A 15564-nucleotide genomic window follows, 5' to 3' on the forward strand; every position below is an offset into this window, starting at 1 on the left:
GATGTCCGAGCCAAGGGGAGGGCAGGGGATGACGGGCTTCGAAACGGTTCTCTTACGGGTGGCGGGTACGGCGGCGGGGGCACTGGTGAAGTCCCTGCTGAGCCGGTCCCCGGGGGCCGGGCTGGCGGCGGATCCGGCCGCTCCGGTCCCGCGCTGGCGCCGGCCGGCGCAGCTGGGGGCGGTGGAGGTGCGCCGCCTCGCCGAGACCCTGGCGGCCAGGCTGGGCGCGGCCACGCGCGGCCTGCCGGAGCACGAGCGCCTGGCGGCCCTCGACGCGGTGGGCGACGCCTTCGCGGCGCTGGGCCCGCTGGACGCGCAGTCCCTCTTCGCGGCGGACCTGGACCCGCAGGCCCTGGCGGCGGCGCTGCCACCGCCCTCCGGGGCGGGCCTGAGCCGGCCGGCCGAGGCCCTCTACCGCGACCTGGTCCGGCTGTGCTGTGTGCACGCGGTGGAGTACATGACGACCCTGCCGGGCTTCGGGGCCCGGGCGGACGTGGAACTGGTCCGCCGGACGGGCGAGCTGGCGCGCGCGGTGGACCGGCTGGGCGAGCGGTCGGACGGAGCCGCCCACGCCTTCGAGGAGCAGTACGCGCGCTACGTCGCCGAAACCCACAGCCGCCTCCAGCTGTTCGGCCTGACCTTCAGCCACGCCCGCCAGGAGTGGCCGCTGGACCTGGCGTACATCAGCCTGGCGGTGACGGGCGAGCAGCTGCTGGAGGAGCCGGGCCGCCAGTCGGCGATGAAGACCGAGCTGGCGCTCGGCACTTCCGAGCGCGTACTGCTGCGCGGCCCGGCGGGATCGGGCAAGAGCACCCTGGTGCAGTGGCTGGCCCTGAATGCGGCGAGACGGAGCTTCAAGCTCGGCCTGCGCCACTGGAACACGCTCGTCCCCTTCGTCCTGCGGCTGCGCTCGTTCAACTCGCCCGAGGGCCTGCCGATGCCGGAGAACTGGCTGCGCGCCTCGGGGGTGCCGCTGCGGGCCCCGGAGGGATGGGTCGAGAACCTGCTCTCCGAAGGGCGGGCACTGGTCCTGGTCGACGGCGTCGACGAGGTGCCGTCCAAGCTCCGCAGCCGCACGGAGGAGTGGCTCAGATCCCTGCTCGCGGCCTATCCCCGGGCCCGCTACGTGGTGACCACCCGCCCGTCGGCGGTCCCGGAGGACTGGCTGACCGCGCAGGGCTTCTCCCTCCTCTCCCTGCTGCCGATGGAGCGGGCCGACGTCAGCGCGTTCATCACGCACTGGCACGACTCCGCGCGCGCCGAGTGCAGCTCCGAGGAGGAGCGGGACAGCCTCGACCGGTACGAGAAATCACTGATCCGGTCCGTCGGTTCCCGCCGGGACCTCGGGTGGCTGGCCTCGAACCCCCTCATGTGCGCCCTGCTCTGCGCCCTGAACCGGGACCGCCACATGCACCTGCCCAGGGCGCGCAAGGAGCTGTACGACGCCGCCCTCGACATGCTCCTGGTACGCCGGGACACCGAGCGGGACATCTCCGGTGTCGAGGGCGTGTACCTCAGCAGGGACGAGCAGACCCTGCTGCTCCAGCGGCTCGCGTACTGGCTCATCCGCAACGGCCAGGTGGAGGCGTCCTGCACCGAGGCCGAGGAGATGGTGGGCGAATGGCTCGGCGCCATGCCCCAGGTACGGGCGCAGGCCGGCGCCGAGCAGGTGTTCCGGCACCTGCTGATCCGCAGCGGGCTGCTCAGGGAGCCGGTACCCGGGTCGGTCCACTTCGTGCACCGCACCTTCCAGGACTACCTGGGGGCCAAGGCGGCCGTGGAGGCACGGGACTTCGGCGTGCTGGTGGGCAACGCCCACGAGGACGCGTGGGAGGACGTGATCCGCATGGCGGTGGGGCACGCCCGCCCCGACGAGCGCGCCCGCCTGCTCCGCCAGCTGCTGCGGCGGGCCGACAAGGTCAAGCGTGACCACAGCCGGCTGGTGCTGCTGGCCGCGGCCTGCCTGGAGCACGCCCCGGAACTGGACCCCGAGGTCTGGCACGAGGTGGAGGCGCGCACGGCGCACCTGCTGCCGCCGCACTCGGTGGGGCAGGCCGAGGAACTGGCCAAGGCGGGCGAGCTGGTCCTCGAACTCCTGCCGGGCCCGAGGGGCCTGGACGAGCAGCAGGCCGCCGCCGTCATCCGTACGGCCGCGCTGGTCGGCGGGGAGCGGGCGCTCCAGGTCATCGCCGGATTCCGCAGGGACGACCGCTACGACGTGGTCCATGAACTGTCCGACTCCTGGGGGCGGTTCCCCACCGACACGTACGCGGACGCGGTCCTGGCCGACGCCCCCGTGCGCGTCGGGCACCTGCACGTCCGCACACAGGAGCAGCTGGCCGTGCTCGACCGGATGCCGCACATACGGCGGGTCCACCTCACCTGGAACGGCGCCGTCCCGACGGAGATCTCCGGACGGCGGGACCTGGAGTGGCTGGTCATCCACCGCAATCCGAGCCTGACCGATCTCGCACCACTGGCCGGGCATCCGACGCTGCGGCACCTCGGCGTGCTGGACTGCCCGGAGGTCGCGGGCATCGAGGCGGTCGCCGAGCTGGCGGCGGACAGCCTCGCCTTCGGCTACCTCCGGGAGGGGCTCTCGCTGGCCCCGCTGGCGGCGGTCGACGGGCTCAAGTCCCTGGTCATCGGATTCGAGCCGGCGCAGCGGTGGATCGGGGACGTCCCGGCGGCCGAGGGGCTGACCTCCCTGGCCCTGTGGCAGGGCGTCCGCAGGATGACCCTCGACGGGATCGAACGGTGGCCGGGGGTGAAGGACCTGACGATCGCGGGCAGCCTGCAGTACCGGCAGCTGGTCCGCTCGCTCCCGCTCCCGGGGCTCGGCTCCCTGCAGATCCGGCACGCCGCCCCCGTGTCGGTCGCGGCTCTCGTGCCGTATCAGCGCCTGACCGAACTCGTGCTGATCAGGTGCGTGTTCGAGGGGACGCTGGAGCCGCTGACCGAGCTGCCCGGGCTGCGGCTGCTCGTCCTGCGCGAATGCCTCGGCACGGTGGACCTCTCGCCCTTCGCGGACGTGGACGGGCTGGTCGTCGAGGTGGACCGGCGCACCAGCGTGGTCGGCACCGAGAGCATCCCGCCGGAGCGGCTCGTGTACAAGAACTGAGCCGCCCGGCGGGATCACCCCCGTCACCAGACCCGGACCGAGCCCCCTCGGGCGAAGGCCGGGCTGGTGGCTTCCGGGGGGACCTGCGTCAGCGGCTCCGCGATCTCCGCCACCAGCGGGCCGTGCTTCGCCGCCACCGCGTCCAGCAGGGCCAGGTCGAAGCCGTACACGCGGGCCGCGTTGCCGCCGACCATGGCGGCGACCTCGTCCCGCGCGAGACCCGCGTAGGCGATGCGCAGGCCCTCGCGGGAGAACGGGGTGGTGCCCTCGTCGTGGGGGTAGTCGCTGCCCCACATGATCTTGTCGAGGCCGATCCGCTCCCGCAGCGGGACCTCGTGGGGGCGCATGAAGCTCGCCCCCACGAAGCAGTTGTCCCGCCAGACCTCGCTCGGGCCCTTGCCCATGGACTCCGCCAGGCCCGCCCCGAACTTGGCCTCCGCCGTGGCCGACGCCGCGACCAGGCGGCCGTGGTAGTAGTCCAGCATCTCCACGACCCCCGGGATCCAGCCGGAGCCCTGCTCCGTCAGGACCAGCTTCAGACCGGGGTGGCGGCGGAAGGCACCGCCGAAGATGAGGTGCCACAGGGCGCGGTGCGAGAACCAGGTCGTCTCCACCATGAAGACGGCCCGGGCGGCCGGTTCGTCGCCGAGCGGCGGGGACGCCGAGCCGCCGTGGTGGTTGACCGGAACGTCCAGCTCGTCGCACACCGCCCAGATCGGGTCGTACACGGCCGAGTACAGCTCGGGGACCGACGAGCCGGGCGGGACACCGGGCAGCAGGATGCCGCCCGTCAGGCCCGCCTCCCTCGTGCGGCGGATCTCCTTCACCGCCGCGTCCACGTCGTTCAGCAGGATCTGGACCACGCCCGCCCGCCGGCCCGGCGCGTCCGCGCAGAACTCCGCCAGCCAGCGGTTGTGGGCCTGGAGCCCCGCCCAGCGCAGCGTGTACTCCGCGGCCGTCGGAGGCTGGGCCATCAGCGAGGCCTTGGGGAAGAACGGGGGGATCGTGTTGGGGAAGAGGACCTCGGCCACGATGCCGTCCGCCTCGAGCTCGGACAGCCGGCGCGCGGAGTTCCAGTTGCGGTCCGCGGTGTCCGCGAGGAGGTCCTCGTACGGGTTCACGTACGTGGCGGCCCAGGCGTCGAACTCGTCGTGGTACCGCTTCTCCAGGTACGGCTTGTAGTCCAGCAGGTCGGCTCCCGCGTGGCAGTCCGCCGAGATGACCGTGTAGCGGTCTGCCATCAGGACACCCCCAGGACGGGGAAGTCGTGGCCGGTCAGCCAGTGGCGGCCCGTCTCCCGCGAGCGGGCCCACGAGGACTCCACGGCCGCCTGGTCGGCCGGCTGGCCCAGCTCCGCCGGGGTCGGGCCGATCCGGCGGGCGACCGGGGCCAGCCTGTCCGTGTCGAAGCCGAAGACGTCCGCCGCCGCCAGGCCCAGCATCCGGCGCGTCTCCCCGACCGGGATGTCGTGGAACGTGTTCTTCAGCCAGGTCCGGGTGTTCGGCCAGGTGCCCTCGGGGTGCGGGAAGTCCGAGCCCCACAGGATGTTGTCCACGCCGATCTCGTAGCGCTGCGCGAGCTCGCGCCGCTTCGTGTTGGTCGCGCAGACGAACACCTGGCGGTCCAGGTACTCGCTCGGCGGGCGCTTGAGCTCCTCGAACGGCGACAGCTTCTTGCCGCCGTGCGCACCCAGGTACAGCCGGTCCATGAACCACAGCTGGTTCGGCAGCCACCAGCAGCCCGATTCGGCGACGCCGAACTTCAGGCCCGGGTGCCGCTCGAAGACCCCGGACCAGAGCAGGAACCACAGCGGGCGGGCCGGCCACCAGGTGACCTCGGAGACGAAGATGCCCAGGTGGTCGCCGTACTCGTGGCGGGGCGAGGATCCCGAGTGGGTGACGATCGGCATCTGCGTCTCGGCCGCGGCCGCCCAGACGGGGTCGTAGCGGCGGTCGTGGTACGGGGCCTTGTCCACCCACATCGCGGGGATCATCAGCGCGCCGAGCCCGGACTCCTTGGCCCGGTGGATCTCGGCGACCACCTTCGACGGTTCGCCCGTGATGGGCAGCAGGGCGACCCCGCAGTGCCGCTCGGGGGTCTGGGAGACGAACTCCGCCAGCCAGCGGTTGTGGGCCTGCGCGCCCGCCATGCCGAGCTCGGGGTCCTGGTCGCCGGAGAGCCCGAGGCCCACCCCGAAGGGGGCGGCGGTCTGGCTGTCCACGGCGTCGGCGTCGGGGAAGACGACCTCGGCGGCCACCCCGTCGCCGTCGAGTTCCTTCAGGCGCTGCGCCGTGTCCCAGCCGCCCCTGAGGCCTTCCTCGTGGTCGCGGAACCACTTCTCGGCGAAGGCCTCGTTGCGGACGCCGAGCTTCGTGGCCTCGGCGCGGCGGGCGTCGCGCTGGCCGAGGAACTCGTCGAACCGGGGGTGGAAGCGGGAGTCGAGGTACGGGCGGTACTGCTCGGTCGGCAGGCCCGCGTGGCAGTCGGAGGAGATGATCAGGTACGGGTCTTCGTACGCACTGCTGTCGTTCAACGGTCGCTCCTCAGTCGAGGATGAAGCTCTCCAGGTAGGCGGGGTTGGCGCGGTCGAGCATCGACTGCGACCGGGCGCGGATCTGCCGGTCGCTGTGCTCGCTCGCCGGGAGCATCCAGAAGCGGTCGGCGCGGATGCCGTCGACGACGTGCTCGGCGACCTCCTCGACCGGGGTGAAGTCCACCTCGTGGCCGGCCTGCTTCATGGCGGCCTCGTACTGGTCGAGGCTGCGGTACGGGGTCTTGCGCGGCCGCTGCTTGGCGTACCGCTCGGGCCGGTTGCGGTGCGACTCCCACAGCCCGGTGCGCAGCATGTGCGGTCCGGGGAAGAGGACGGAGGCGCCTACGGCCGCGCCCTCCGCCTTGAGGTGGGCGTACAGGGACTCGGTCATGGTGACCACGGCCGCCTTGGTGACGGCGTAGACGGAGGCGGTGGGCAGCGGGGCGATGCCGCCGTCGCCGGAGGAGGTGTTGACGACGTGGCCGGGGCCGCCGGCCGCGATCATGCGGGGGACGAAGGCCTGGATGCCGTGGAAGACGCCCCACACGTTGACGGAGAAGGCCCATTTCCAGTCGTTGGGCTCGTGCTCCCACATCCGGCCTTCGGCGCCCGAGCCGACGCCCGCGTTGTTGCAGAGCACGTGCACGGCGCCGAAGGTGTCGTACGCGGCGTCGGCCAGCGCGACCACGGAGTCGCGGTCGCTGACGTCGACGAGCCGGGCGAGCACCCGGGCGCCGTCGGCGGCCAGTTCGCCGGCGGCCTTGTGCAGGGCGCCCTCCTCCACGTCGGCGAGGACGACCTTCAGCCCCTCGGCGGCGAAGCGGCGGGCCATGGCGAGGCCGATGCCGCTCGCGGCGCCGGTGACGACGGCCACCTGTCCCGGTTCGAGCCGCATCAGACGCTCCCCTCGGGCGGGCCGTCGAGGATCTGCATCGGGTCGTCGTAGCGCTGGTGGACGTACGGGAGGAGGGCCCGGGCGCTGACCCGCTCGACGACGCGGCCCTTCTGGTCGGTGGTCTTCTCGCCGATGGTGATCTCCACGATCCGGCGTACGGGGAGGTCGGCTACGGGGTCGAACATCGACTCGCGCAGCACCACGTCACCGGTGATGTGCTCCAGCTTGCGGACCTTCTCGTTGCGGGTGACGTGGACGAGCACCGGGTCGGCGTCGAAGCCCGAACCGTCCACCGCCGGAAGGAACTTGAAGTAGAAGTCGGTCTTTGCGGCGGGCTCGGGCAGCGGCAGTTCGCGGTCCACCGCCCCGCGCACCTCCACGAAGGCGATCCCGTGCCGGGCCAGGGAGGCCCGTACGACGAGGCCGTCGCGCTCGACGTCGACCTCACCGAGCTTCTTCGGCTCGCCGAAGACCTCGCGGCCGCCGATCAGGGCCCGCTCGAGGGTCATCGGCATGACGAGCGGGTACCAGCCCTCGACCCCGCCGTGCTGCGCGGCGACGGCCACCGAGCCGGCGCCGAGGGGGTAGCCGGGCAGGTCGACCTTGCTGATGTTGGCCCGTACGAGGGGCCGCTCTGCGGGCTTGAGCGGGGGCGGCAGGACCGCCGCCACCACGTCCGGGTCGCTCTCCCAGACCGCCACCACGCCGGTGGACCAGATGTCGGGGAGTCGGGAACTCTTCTCGCGCGACGCCGCGATCTCGGCCTCGGTGCGCGCTCCGTACCGTACGCGTGCCATGTCTCGCACCATCCCTCGTCTTGAGCGGATCGGTTCTGTAACACAGTTACACCGCCACCGATGAAGGGTAAAGACCCCTGCACGGACCAGAACTGACGATCCGACAGATTGGCGGGACGGCCATGGCCAGAGCCACGCTCACCCGTGACGAGGTGCTGGAGGCGGCCGCCCGCCTGGTCAGGCAGCACGGCCCTGCGGCCCTCACCATGCGCAAACTCGCCGCCGAGCTGGGCACCGCGGTCACGTCCATCTACTGGCACGTCGGCAACCGCGAATCGCTGCTCGACGCCCTCGTGGAGCGGACCGTCCAGGACATGGGCGCGATCCGGCCGGCCGGGCGCACCCCCACCGAGCGGATCCTGTCCGTGGCCCGGATCCTGCGCCGCGAACTGCGCGGGCGGCCGCACCTGATCGCGATGGTCCACGAACGCGGGCTCACCGAGCGGATGTTCCTGCCCGCCCAGCAGGCCCTGGTCCACGAGGTGCACGCGGCGGGCCTGCGCGGGGCCCGGGCCGCCGACGCGGTGCGCGCGGTCCAGTTCCAGATCGTCGGCTTCCTGCTCGTGGAGCGCAACCGCGAGCGCTCCCCCGCCCAGTCCCCCGCCGAGAGCGACCTCTGGGACCCTGCCCCCGGCTCCGCCGGGGGGACCCCCACCGCCGCCCCCGACGACCCGGAACTCGCCCGCGCCCTGGCTCGCCCGGCGGATCCGGAACGGCTGTTCCTGCTGTCCGTACGGGCCCTCGTACGCTCCCTGCTGGCGTCGGCGCCGCCCCCGCGGTGAACCGTGCCCCGGGTGTCACTCCGTGCCGATATCCTCTGTGACCATGCTCGACGACCGTACGACCGCAGAGACGACGTGGCCGACCGCGTACCCCGAGGGGTACGCGGTCGTCGACGTGGAGACGACCGGGCTCGCTCGCGACGACCGGATAATCTCCGCCGCCGTCTACCGGCTCGACGCGCAGGGCAATGTGGAGGACCACTGGTACACCCTGGTCAACCCGCAGCGGGACCCGGGCCCGGTCTGGATCCACGGGCTCACCAGCGACGTGCTCCAGGACGCGCCGCTCTTCGAGGACATCGCCGAGGAGTTCGCCGGCCGGCTCGCGGACCGGGTGCTCGTCGCACACAACGCCATCTTCGACTGGCAGATGATCGCCCGCGAGTACGCGCGGGCCGCCGCGACCGCACCGGTCCGTCAGCGGCTGTGCACCATCGCCCTGTCGAAGGAGCTGAACCTCCCGCTGCCCAACCACAAGCTGGAGTCGCTCGCCGCGCACTTCGGCGTGGTCCAGCAGCGCGCCCACCACGCGCTCGACGACGCCCGCGTGCTCGCGGAGGCGTTCCGTCCGTCGCTGCACGCCGCCGCGCGGGACGGCGTACGGCTGCCCCTGCTGGAATGCCGGCCGCTGACGGAGTGGTCGGACTCCCCCGTCACCCCGCGGATCGGGCAGCAGGCCTCGTACGGGAGCGGCAGCTGGCGGCCCTCGCGCAAGCGGCCGCCGTGCCCGCACCCGAACCCGGGGCGCTTCCAGGACGGCAAACCGCTGAAGCAGGGCATGCGGATCGCCTTCTCGGGTGACACCTCGGTGGACCGGGAGCTGCTGGAGGACCGGGCGATCGAGGCCGGCCTGCACGTCGCGACGAGTGTGTCGCGGCTCACGAGCCTGCTCGTGACGAACGACCCCGACTCGGCCACCTCCAAGACGGTCAAGGCGAAGTCCTTCGGTACGCCGGTGGTCGACGAGGCGGCCTTCACCCAACTGCTGCGGGACGTGGCTGCGGCAGACGGGTGAGCGTCGGGCGACTCGCCCGGCACCCGCTTCCGCGTTCCGCCCGTCCGGTCCCACCCTGTGGCGCATGGCACGTTGTGAGGTCTGCGGAAACGATTACGGCATGTCCTTCGAAGTGCACGCGCAGGGCAGCGTGCACGTCTTCGACTGCTTCTCCTGCGCCATCCACCGCATGGCGCCCATCTGCGAGCACTGTCGTGTGCAGATCATCGGGCAGGGCGTCGAGGTCGAGGGCCAGTGGTTCTGCGGGGCGCACTGCGCCCGGGCGGAAGGGAAGGTGGGCATCGTCGACCGCGTGTGACGCTCCCCCGTTCCCCCTCCCCCGTCCCCCTTCCCGACCCCGGACGGCCACCCGGCCACCGGGGTCTTCCCGGCTGGGGGTACCGTCGTGGGCGTGTACCGCTTTGTGCTGACCCGGCAATGGGTGTGCCTCACCCTCGTCGCCCTCGCCCTCATCCCCGCGATGATCAAGCTGGGGTTCTGGCAGTACCACCGCCATGAGCACCGGGTCGCCCAGAACGAACTGATCGCCTCGAACCTGTCCGCGAAGCCGGTTGCGATGACCGAGGTGACCTCCCCCGGCCACACGGTCCCGCGGGCCGACTACTGGCGTGCCGTCACCGCCACCGGGACGTACGACACCGCGCACGAGGTCGTCGTACGGATGCGCACCGACAACGACGACAAGGTCGGCTTCCACGTCCTGACCCCGCTGGTGCTGGCCGACGGCCGGGTGGCCCTGGTCAACCGCGGCTGGGTGGCCGGCGGCGACGACCCGCGCGCGTACCCGCCGGTGCCGGTGGCGCCCGCGGGCGAGGTGACGGTCACCGGGCGGCTGAAGGCCGACGAGACCAGCGGCGGCAGCGGCATCAAGGACCGCAAGGGCCTGCCGGACCGCCAGGTGATGCTGATCAACAGCGCGCAGCAGGCGCAGTACCTGGGCAAGCCGGTCCTCGGCGGCTACCTGGAGCTCACCTCTCCGGCGCCGGCGGGCGGCAGCCCCGAGCCGGTCGCCGACCCCGACCACGACTCGATCGGCCCGCACATGGCGTACGCCGTCCAGTGGTGGCTGTTCGCCGCGTCGGTGCCGGTGGGCTGGCTGGTCCTGGTACGGCGCGAGAAGCGCGACCGTGCGGCGGCCGCGGCGGCCGGTGCCACCCCCGAGCGGGAGCCGGCGCCGACGGCGTAGCGTGTCGGGCATGGATCTTGGACTGAAAGACCGTGTCTACGTCGTCACCGGCGCCACCCGCGGCCTGGGCTTCGCCTCGGCGCGCGAACTGGCGGCGGACGGCGCGAAGGTGATCGTGACGGGCCGAGACGCTGCGCGCGCCGCCGAAGCGGCGGCCTCGCTGGGTCCGAACGCGGTGGGCGTCGCCGCGGACAACGCCGACCCGCAGGCGGCGGCCGCGCTCGTCGCCACCGCGAAGGAACGCTTCGGCCGCCTCGACGGCATCCTCATCAGCGTCGGCGGCCCCGCCCCGGGCTTCGTGGCGAGCAACACCGACGAGCAGTGGGCGGCGGCCTTCGAGTCGGTGTTCCTGGGCGCGGTACGGCTGGCCCGCGCGGCCGCGGCCGAGCTGGGCGAGGGCGGGGTCATCGGCTTCGTCCTGTCGGGCTCGGTCCACGAGCCGATTCCGGGGCTGACCATCTCCAACGGCCTGCGGCCGGGGCTGGCGGGCTTCGCCAAGTCCCTGTCGGTGGAGCTCGGACCGCGCGGCATCCGCGTGGTCGGGCTGCTGCCGGCCCGGATCGACACCGACCGCGTCCGCGAGCTCGACGCGCTGTCGGGCGACGCCGAGGCGTCCCGCGCGGCCAACGAGTCCGGCATTCCGCTGCGGCGCTACGGCACCCCCGAGGAGTTCGGCCGCTCGGCGGCGTTCCTGCTCTCGCCCGCGGCCTCGTACCTGACGGGCATCATGCTCCCGGTCGACGGCGGCTCCCGACACGGCTTCTGAGCCCGCCCGGTCCCCCGGGCCGCCGTCAGGTGACGCGGCGGGCCCGGTGGGAGGTGATGCGGAAGCGGGCCTCCGCGGGAAGTCCCGGGAGGCCCGCCGACCACCGGGCGTGGTCCAGCACCGGCCCGGCCAGCGCGGCCAGCGCATCGGCCGGGACGGCGTGCGGCTCCAGCTCCAGGTCCACCTGCAGTTTGGGCGCACCGCGCCGGCTGCGTCCGCCCTGCCGCCCGCGCAGCGCGACGCTGCACCGGGCGACCCCGTCCAGCGCTCCCGCCTCGGCGGCCACCGCCTCCTCGAGCGCCCGCCCCCGCAGCACCGCGAACGCCCCGTCCCCGGTGTCCACCGCCAGCGCGGACAGCCGCCCGCGCCGCAGCTGGGCCAGCAGCCACCACAGCGCGAGCACCACGCACACCCCGAGCCCGGCGAGCACCGCCCACCACCACCAGCCCTCGGCGTGCCAGAACCGCTGCCGGGTCGCCTGCGTCAGCAGCGGCTCGTTGCGGCCGCCGAGCGGCCGGTACGCCGCAAGCAGCACCGCCCCCGTCGCCAGCAGGACGAGGCCGATGATCCCCAGCAGGATCCGGTTCACCGTCCCGAGCATCCCCTCACCCCTTCCCGACGGCGGCCCGGGTGACCCGTACCCGCGGCTGCGGCGGGTGTGCGAGGCCCAGTTCCCCGATGCCGACCGCGAGCACCGCCTCCAGGTCGGCCCGTACGTCGTCCAGCTCCCGGAAGTGCGACGCGGCCCGGACCGCGACACGGGACCGGCCCACCGCGACCCGTGCCGACTGCACCCCGGACACCTCCATGGCCCGGTCCCGCAGCACCTGCGCGGCGGCCTTGCGCCCGAGCCCGGCCCGTACCCCGGCGTCCGGGTCCGCCGGCCGCATCGGCAGGATCCCGCGGAGCCCGGGGGCCAGCGCGAGGAACAGGAGCACCGCCCCGGCCAGCACGAGGGCCCCGGCGCACCCGAGCACCCACGGGTCCGCGGGGGTCTGCCGCTCCAGCTGGTGGGCGAGTTCGCGGCGCCACTGCATCCCGGGACGGCCCGTCCGTACGGCGGCGAGGTCGTAGAGGAACAGGCCCGCCACCCCGAGAACGGCCAGTGCGGTCAGCGCGGCCGGGACCCGCCGGGCGGACCGGAACCGGGCGACGCGGACCGGGGCGGGGCCGGGATCCGGGGCCGGGTCCGGGGCCGGCGCACGGCCGGCGGCGGGCGCCGTCACCGCAGCTTCCTCCGGTCCCGTACGGAGCCGGTGTGCGCGGAGTGCAGGTGCTCGATGTCGATGTCGACCTCGGGTACGGACATGGCGGCGCACTCCTCGATGCGGGAGACGACCTGGCGTCGTACGGCCGCGCACCGGGCGGCGAGGTCGCCGGGGTAGTCGAGCTCGAGGCTCACCCGTACCCGGGCGATGTCGTGGTGCACGGTGACGGTGGCGTGCGGGGCGGCCGGACCGGCGCCGGCGGGGGCCGCGGGCCCGGCGGCGCGCCCGGTACCCGCGGCCGCCGGCGCGGCGAGCGCCTCCCGGGCGGCCTGGGCCGCGATCTTGGCGACGACCCGGTCGGCGATCCGGGTGGCCCCCCGTTCGGCCGGCGGCACCCGCGGCGGGGTCGCCCGTGGCGTGCTCATCAGGGCCTCACCTGTCGCGGTCGCGGGGGCGGAAGAAGTCGCCGGGTTCCAGGTCCCCCTCCAGGAACCGGCCCACGACGAAGCCGATGGCACCGAGCGCCGCCACCAGCAGGAAGGCCCCGAAACCGCCGAAGTATCCGGCGAAGGCCAGCGCCATGCCGGCGAAGAGGCCGACGACCGCCATCCTCATGCGGGCTCCCTCACTGGAGTCGGGACTCCGGCTCTTCGTCGGGCTCGTCGGGGAGCTTGACGTCGCTGACCGCGATGTTGACCTCGACGACCTCCAGGCTCGTCATCCGCTCGACCGCCGCGACGACGTTCTCACGGACGGCCCGGGCCACGTCGCGGATCGACACGCCGTAATCCACGACGATCTCCAGGTCGAGGGCCGTCTGCACCTCGCCGACCTCGGCCTTGACCCCGCGGGTGACGGACGACTTCGCGCCGCCGGGGACGCGGTCGCGGACCGCGCCGAACGTACGGGCGAGGCCGCTGCCGCTGCCCATGGCATGGACACCGACCACCTCGCGGGCGGCGAGTCCGGCGATCTTCTCGACCACCCCGTCGGAAATGCTGGTGCGGCCTCGGTCGGCCGGGTTGCGGGAGGCGCCCCCGGATGCGGATTCGGTCATCGCGTGTCCCTTCGCGCGGATGGACTCACTCCGCACCACGGTAAGCGCGCGGGCGCTGCGGCGCGCCGGGACTACGCCGGTCGGCCGGACCGGACTCCTGCCGCCGCTTGACCTCAACCGCGGTCGAGGTCCGAGAGTGGGCCCAGCGATCAAGGCCGAAAGGCCTCGGCGCGTTCCGGATGCCGAATGGCGAATGGCGAACGAGGGGGATGTCATGCGGGCGATACGGGTGGACGGGTACGGCGGTCCGGAGGTCCTGGTACCGGTCGAGGTGGCGGACCCGGTCCCGGGGCCGGGCGAGGTGCTGGTCCGGGCCGAGGCCGTGGACACGATCTACGTGGAGACGCAGATCCGCGGGGGCTGGGGCGAGTCCTTCGGCATCCACCCGCCGTACGTTCCGGGCGGTGCGGCCGCGGGGACGGTCGTCGCGGTGGGCGAGGGGGTGGACCCGGGCTGGCGGGGCCGGCGGGTGGTGGCCGCACCGGGTACGAAGGGGACGTACGCGGAACTGGTGCGGGTCCCGGTGGAACTGCTGGTCCCGGTCCCGGAGGGACTGGAATCGGCGGAGGCGGCGGCGCTGGCGCACGACGGGGTGACCGGCTCGGGCATCGCCCTGGGCGTCGGGATCGAGCCGGGCGAGCGGGTGCTGATCCTGGGCGCGGCCGGTGGGATGGGGACGCTGCTGGTGCAGATGGCGGTGGCGGCGGGGGCGTACGTCGTGGGGGCGGCGCGGGGCGAGCGGAAGCTGGCGCTGGTCCGGGAGCTGGGCGCGGACCGGGCGGTGGACTACACGGAACCGGGCTGGACCGAGGCGGTCGGCGGTCCGGTGGACGTCCTGCTGGACGGGGTCGGCGGCGAGCTGGGCACGGCCGGGTTCGGGCTGGTCCGGGACGGGGGGAGGGTCTCGGCGCACGGAGCCCCCGGCGGCGGCTTCACGGAGCCGGACCCGGCGCAGGTGCAACAGCGCGGGATCGCTCTGCGGGGGATCGCGGAGGTCCAGTTCCCTCCGGCGGAGATCACCCGCCTGGCGGGCCATGCGCTGGCCGAGGCGGCGGCGGGGCGGCTGCGCCCGGTGATCGCGCGGAGGTTCCCCCTGGCACGGGCCGCGGACGCGCACCGCGCGATCGAAGCCCGCGAGATCCCGGGCAAGGCCCTTCTGATCCCCTGAGGGCCGGTCCGCTGTGCGGGGCCGTCCCCTCCCCGCCCGTCCGCCGTTCCCGGTGGACCGCGCCCTGACACCGGCAGGGCTGGAATCAGCCTGCCGGCGTCGGAGTCGGCGGGGGGGGTCAGTCCGAGAGACCGGCCAGGTCGCGGAGGCGGCGGGCCTGGGCGGCGCGTTCCGCCGAGCGCTGGTCGTCGTACGGGCGGGACACCGCCTCGCGGAGCAGCGCCTTCGTCTCGATCACGGCATCCCGCGGCGGAGCCAGCAGCGCCGTCGTGAGGTCCTGCACCGCCGCGTCGAGCTCATCGGCCGGGACGACCAGGTTGGCCAGCCCGACCCGCTCCGCCTCCTCGGCATGCACGAAGCGGCCCGTCGCGCAGATCTCCAGCGCGCGGGCGTAGCCCACCAGGGAGGTCAGCGGCTGCGTGCCCGCCAGGTCCGGCACGAGGCCCAGGCTGGTCTCGCGCATGGCGAACTGCACGTCGTCGGCGACCACCCGCAGGTCACACGCCAGCGCGAGCTGGAAGCCGGCGCCGATCGCATGGCCCTGTACGGCGGCGATGGAGACGATGTCACTGCGTCGCCACCAGGTGAAAGCCTCCTGGTACTCGGCGATGGTCGAGTCGAGCATTTCGTCCGAACCGCGCGCCAGATCGAGGAAGGACGGCTCACCCTCGAAACCCTCGGGGGTGAACGCCTGCCGGTCGAGTCCGGCGGAGAAGGACTTGCCCTCACCGCGCAGCACCACGACCCGGACGGTGCCCGGCAACGACCTTCCGGCCTCCGTCAACGCCCGCCAGAGCGCGGGGGACTGAGCGTTTCGCTTGGCCGGATTGGTCAGTGTCACCGTGGCGACCGAGTCGTCCACGGTGAGCCGTACGCCGTCCTTGTCGAGCAGAGCCATCTGGTGCCTCCGGTGTGCAGTCGGCCGCAATCCCGGCCTAAGTGACTGCACAGTAACCACCCGATCGGCCACACGGCCGACCGGGGGTCACCGAAGGAACCGCGGTGTGGGCAGGCAAGCGTCTTCCGCCCCGGCCCC

17 protein-coding genes are annotated in these 15564 nt (G+C 73.5%); 7 read left to right on the forward strand and 10 right to left on the reverse strand.

Features of this window, described 5'->3' with window-relative positions:
- The first annotated feature begins 28 nt into the window (after positions 1 to 28).
- Positions 29 to 3121 carry an NACHT domain-containing protein gene (locus ACFYXK_RS00180; RefSeq protein ID WP_389409109.1) on the forward strand — a complete coding sequence of 1031 codons (3093 nt, stop codon included), beginning with the start codon at positions 29 to 31 and terminating at the stop codon, positions 3119 to 3121.
- A 23-nt stretch (positions 3122 to 3144) separates the two neighbouring features.
- Here ACFYXK_RS00180 and ACFYXK_RS00185 read toward each other — a convergent pair whose 3' ends face one another.
- The 4 genes from ACFYXK_RS00185 to ACFYXK_RS00200 are packed head-to-tail and all read right to left on the reverse strand — an operon-like array spanning position 3145 to position 7346.
- Entirely contained in the window at positions 3145 to 4362 is a 1218-nt protein-coding gene (locus ACFYXK_RS00185; protein ID WP_389409110.1) for an amidohydrolase family protein, read from the reverse strand.
- Positions 4362 to 5654 (reverse strand): amidohydrolase family protein, encoded by a 1293-nt coding sequence (locus ACFYXK_RS00190; RefSeq protein ID WP_389409111.1) that lies wholly within the window; start codon positions 5652 to 5654, stop codon positions 4362 to 4364. Before ACFYXK_RS00190 ends, ACFYXK_RS00185 begins: the two co-directional genes overlap by 1 nt.
- Positions 5655 to 5664: 10 nt before the next feature.
- A complete protein-coding gene (locus ACFYXK_RS00195; RefSeq protein ID WP_389409112.1) occupies positions 5665 to 6549 on the reverse strand; it encodes an SDR family NAD(P)-dependent oxidoreductase in 885 nt (294 codons plus the stop codon).
- Complete coding sequence (locus ACFYXK_RS00200; protein WP_389409113.1) at positions 6549 to 7346, reverse strand: acetoacetate decarboxylase family protein; 798 nt, start codon at positions 7344 to 7346, stop codon at positions 6549 to 6551. The genes ACFYXK_RS00195 and ACFYXK_RS00200 overlap by 1 nt, the downstream gene beginning before the upstream one ends.
- A 122-nt stretch (positions 7347 to 7468) precedes the next feature.
- Between ACFYXK_RS00200 and ACFYXK_RS00205 the strand changes: the two genes are divergently transcribed.
- The 5 genes from ACFYXK_RS00205 to ACFYXK_RS00225 all read left to right on the forward strand — a co-directional run bounded on the left by ACFYXK_RS00205 (position 7469) and on the right by ACFYXK_RS00225 (position 11095).
- Positions 7469 to 8128: a TetR/AcrR family transcriptional regulator gene (locus ACFYXK_RS00205; protein WP_389409114.1), complete on the forward strand. Its 660-nt coding sequence runs from the start codon at positions 7469 to 7471 to the stop codon at positions 8126 to 8128.
- Positions 8129 to 8165: 37 nt separating this feature from the next.
- A complete protein-coding gene (locus tag ACFYXK_RS00210; RefSeq protein ID WP_389409817.1) occupies positions 8166 to 9143 on the forward strand; it encodes a DEDDh family exonuclease in 978 nt (325 codons plus the stop codon).
- A 64-nt stretch (positions 9144 to 9207) separates the two neighbouring features.
- On the forward strand, positions 9208 to 9441 hold the full coding sequence (locus tag ACFYXK_RS00215; protein ID WP_078613516.1) for a hypothetical protein: 234 nt from the start codon (positions 9208 to 9210) through the stop codon (positions 9439 to 9441).
- Between the two features lie 93 nt (positions 9442 to 9534).
- A complete protein-coding gene (locus ACFYXK_RS00220; RefSeq protein ID WP_389409115.1) occupies positions 9535 to 10329 on the forward strand; it encodes an SURF1 family protein in 795 nt (264 codons plus the stop codon).
- A 10-nt stretch (positions 10330 to 10339) separates the two neighbouring features.
- A complete protein-coding gene (locus tag ACFYXK_RS00225; RefSeq protein ID WP_389409116.1) occupies positions 10340 to 11095 on the forward strand; it encodes an SDR family oxidoreductase in 756 nt (251 codons plus the stop codon).
- 25 nt (positions 11096 to 11120) lie between these two features.
- On the opposite strand, the gene amaP is transcribed toward ACFYXK_RS00225, so the two are convergent.
- From amaP to ACFYXK_RS00250, 5 genes are read right to left on the reverse strand one after another with little or no spacing between them, the layout of a single operon-like run.
- Complete coding sequence (gene amaP / locus ACFYXK_RS00230; RefSeq protein WP_389409117.1) at positions 11121 to 11696, reverse strand: alkaline shock response membrane anchor protein AmaP; 576 nt, start codon at positions 11694 to 11696, stop codon at positions 11121 to 11123.
- A gap of 4 nt (positions 11697 to 11700) precedes the next feature.
- Entirely contained in the window at positions 11701 to 12321 is a 621-nt protein-coding gene (locus ACFYXK_RS00235) for a DUF6286 domain-containing protein (protein ID WP_389409118.1), read from the reverse strand.
- Positions 12318 to 12728 carry a hypothetical protein gene (locus ACFYXK_RS00240; RefSeq protein ID WP_389409119.1) on the reverse strand — a complete coding sequence of 137 codons (411 nt, stop codon included), beginning with the start codon at positions 12726 to 12728 and terminating at the stop codon, positions 12318 to 12320. Before ACFYXK_RS00240 ends, ACFYXK_RS00235 begins: the two co-directional genes overlap by 4 nt.
- Positions 12729 to 12735: 7 nt before the next feature.
- Complete coding sequence (locus tag ACFYXK_RS00245; RefSeq protein WP_053790244.1) at positions 12736 to 12918, reverse strand: hypothetical protein; 183 nt, start codon at positions 12916 to 12918, stop codon at positions 12736 to 12738.
- A gap of 10 nt (positions 12919 to 12928) precedes the next feature.
- Entirely contained in the window at positions 12929 to 13360 is a 432-nt protein-coding gene (locus ACFYXK_RS00250; protein WP_389409120.1) for an Asp23/Gls24 family envelope stress response protein, read from the reverse strand.
- 214 nt (positions 13361 to 13574) lie between these two features.
- Here ACFYXK_RS00250 and ACFYXK_RS00255 point away from each other — a divergent pair, with 214 nt between their 5' ends.
- Positions 13575 to 14528 carry a zinc-binding dehydrogenase gene (locus ACFYXK_RS00255; RefSeq protein ID WP_389409121.1) on the forward strand — a complete coding sequence of 318 codons (954 nt, stop codon included), beginning with the start codon at positions 13575 to 13577 and terminating at the stop codon, positions 14526 to 14528.
- Between the two features lie 118 nt (positions 14529 to 14646).
- On the opposite strand, the gene ACFYXK_RS00260 is transcribed toward ACFYXK_RS00255, so the two are convergent.
- Entirely contained in the window at positions 14647 to 15426 is a 780-nt protein-coding gene (locus ACFYXK_RS00260) for an enoyl-CoA hydratase/isomerase family protein (RefSeq protein WP_383508727.1), read from the reverse strand.
- Positions 15427 to 15564 lie beyond the last annotated feature (138 nt).

Source organism: Streptomyces sp. NPDC002209 (assembly GCF_042890265.1).
In the GTDB taxonomy this organism is placed as follows: Bacteria; Actinomycetota; Actinomycetes; order Streptomycetales; family Streptomycetaceae; genus Streptomyces.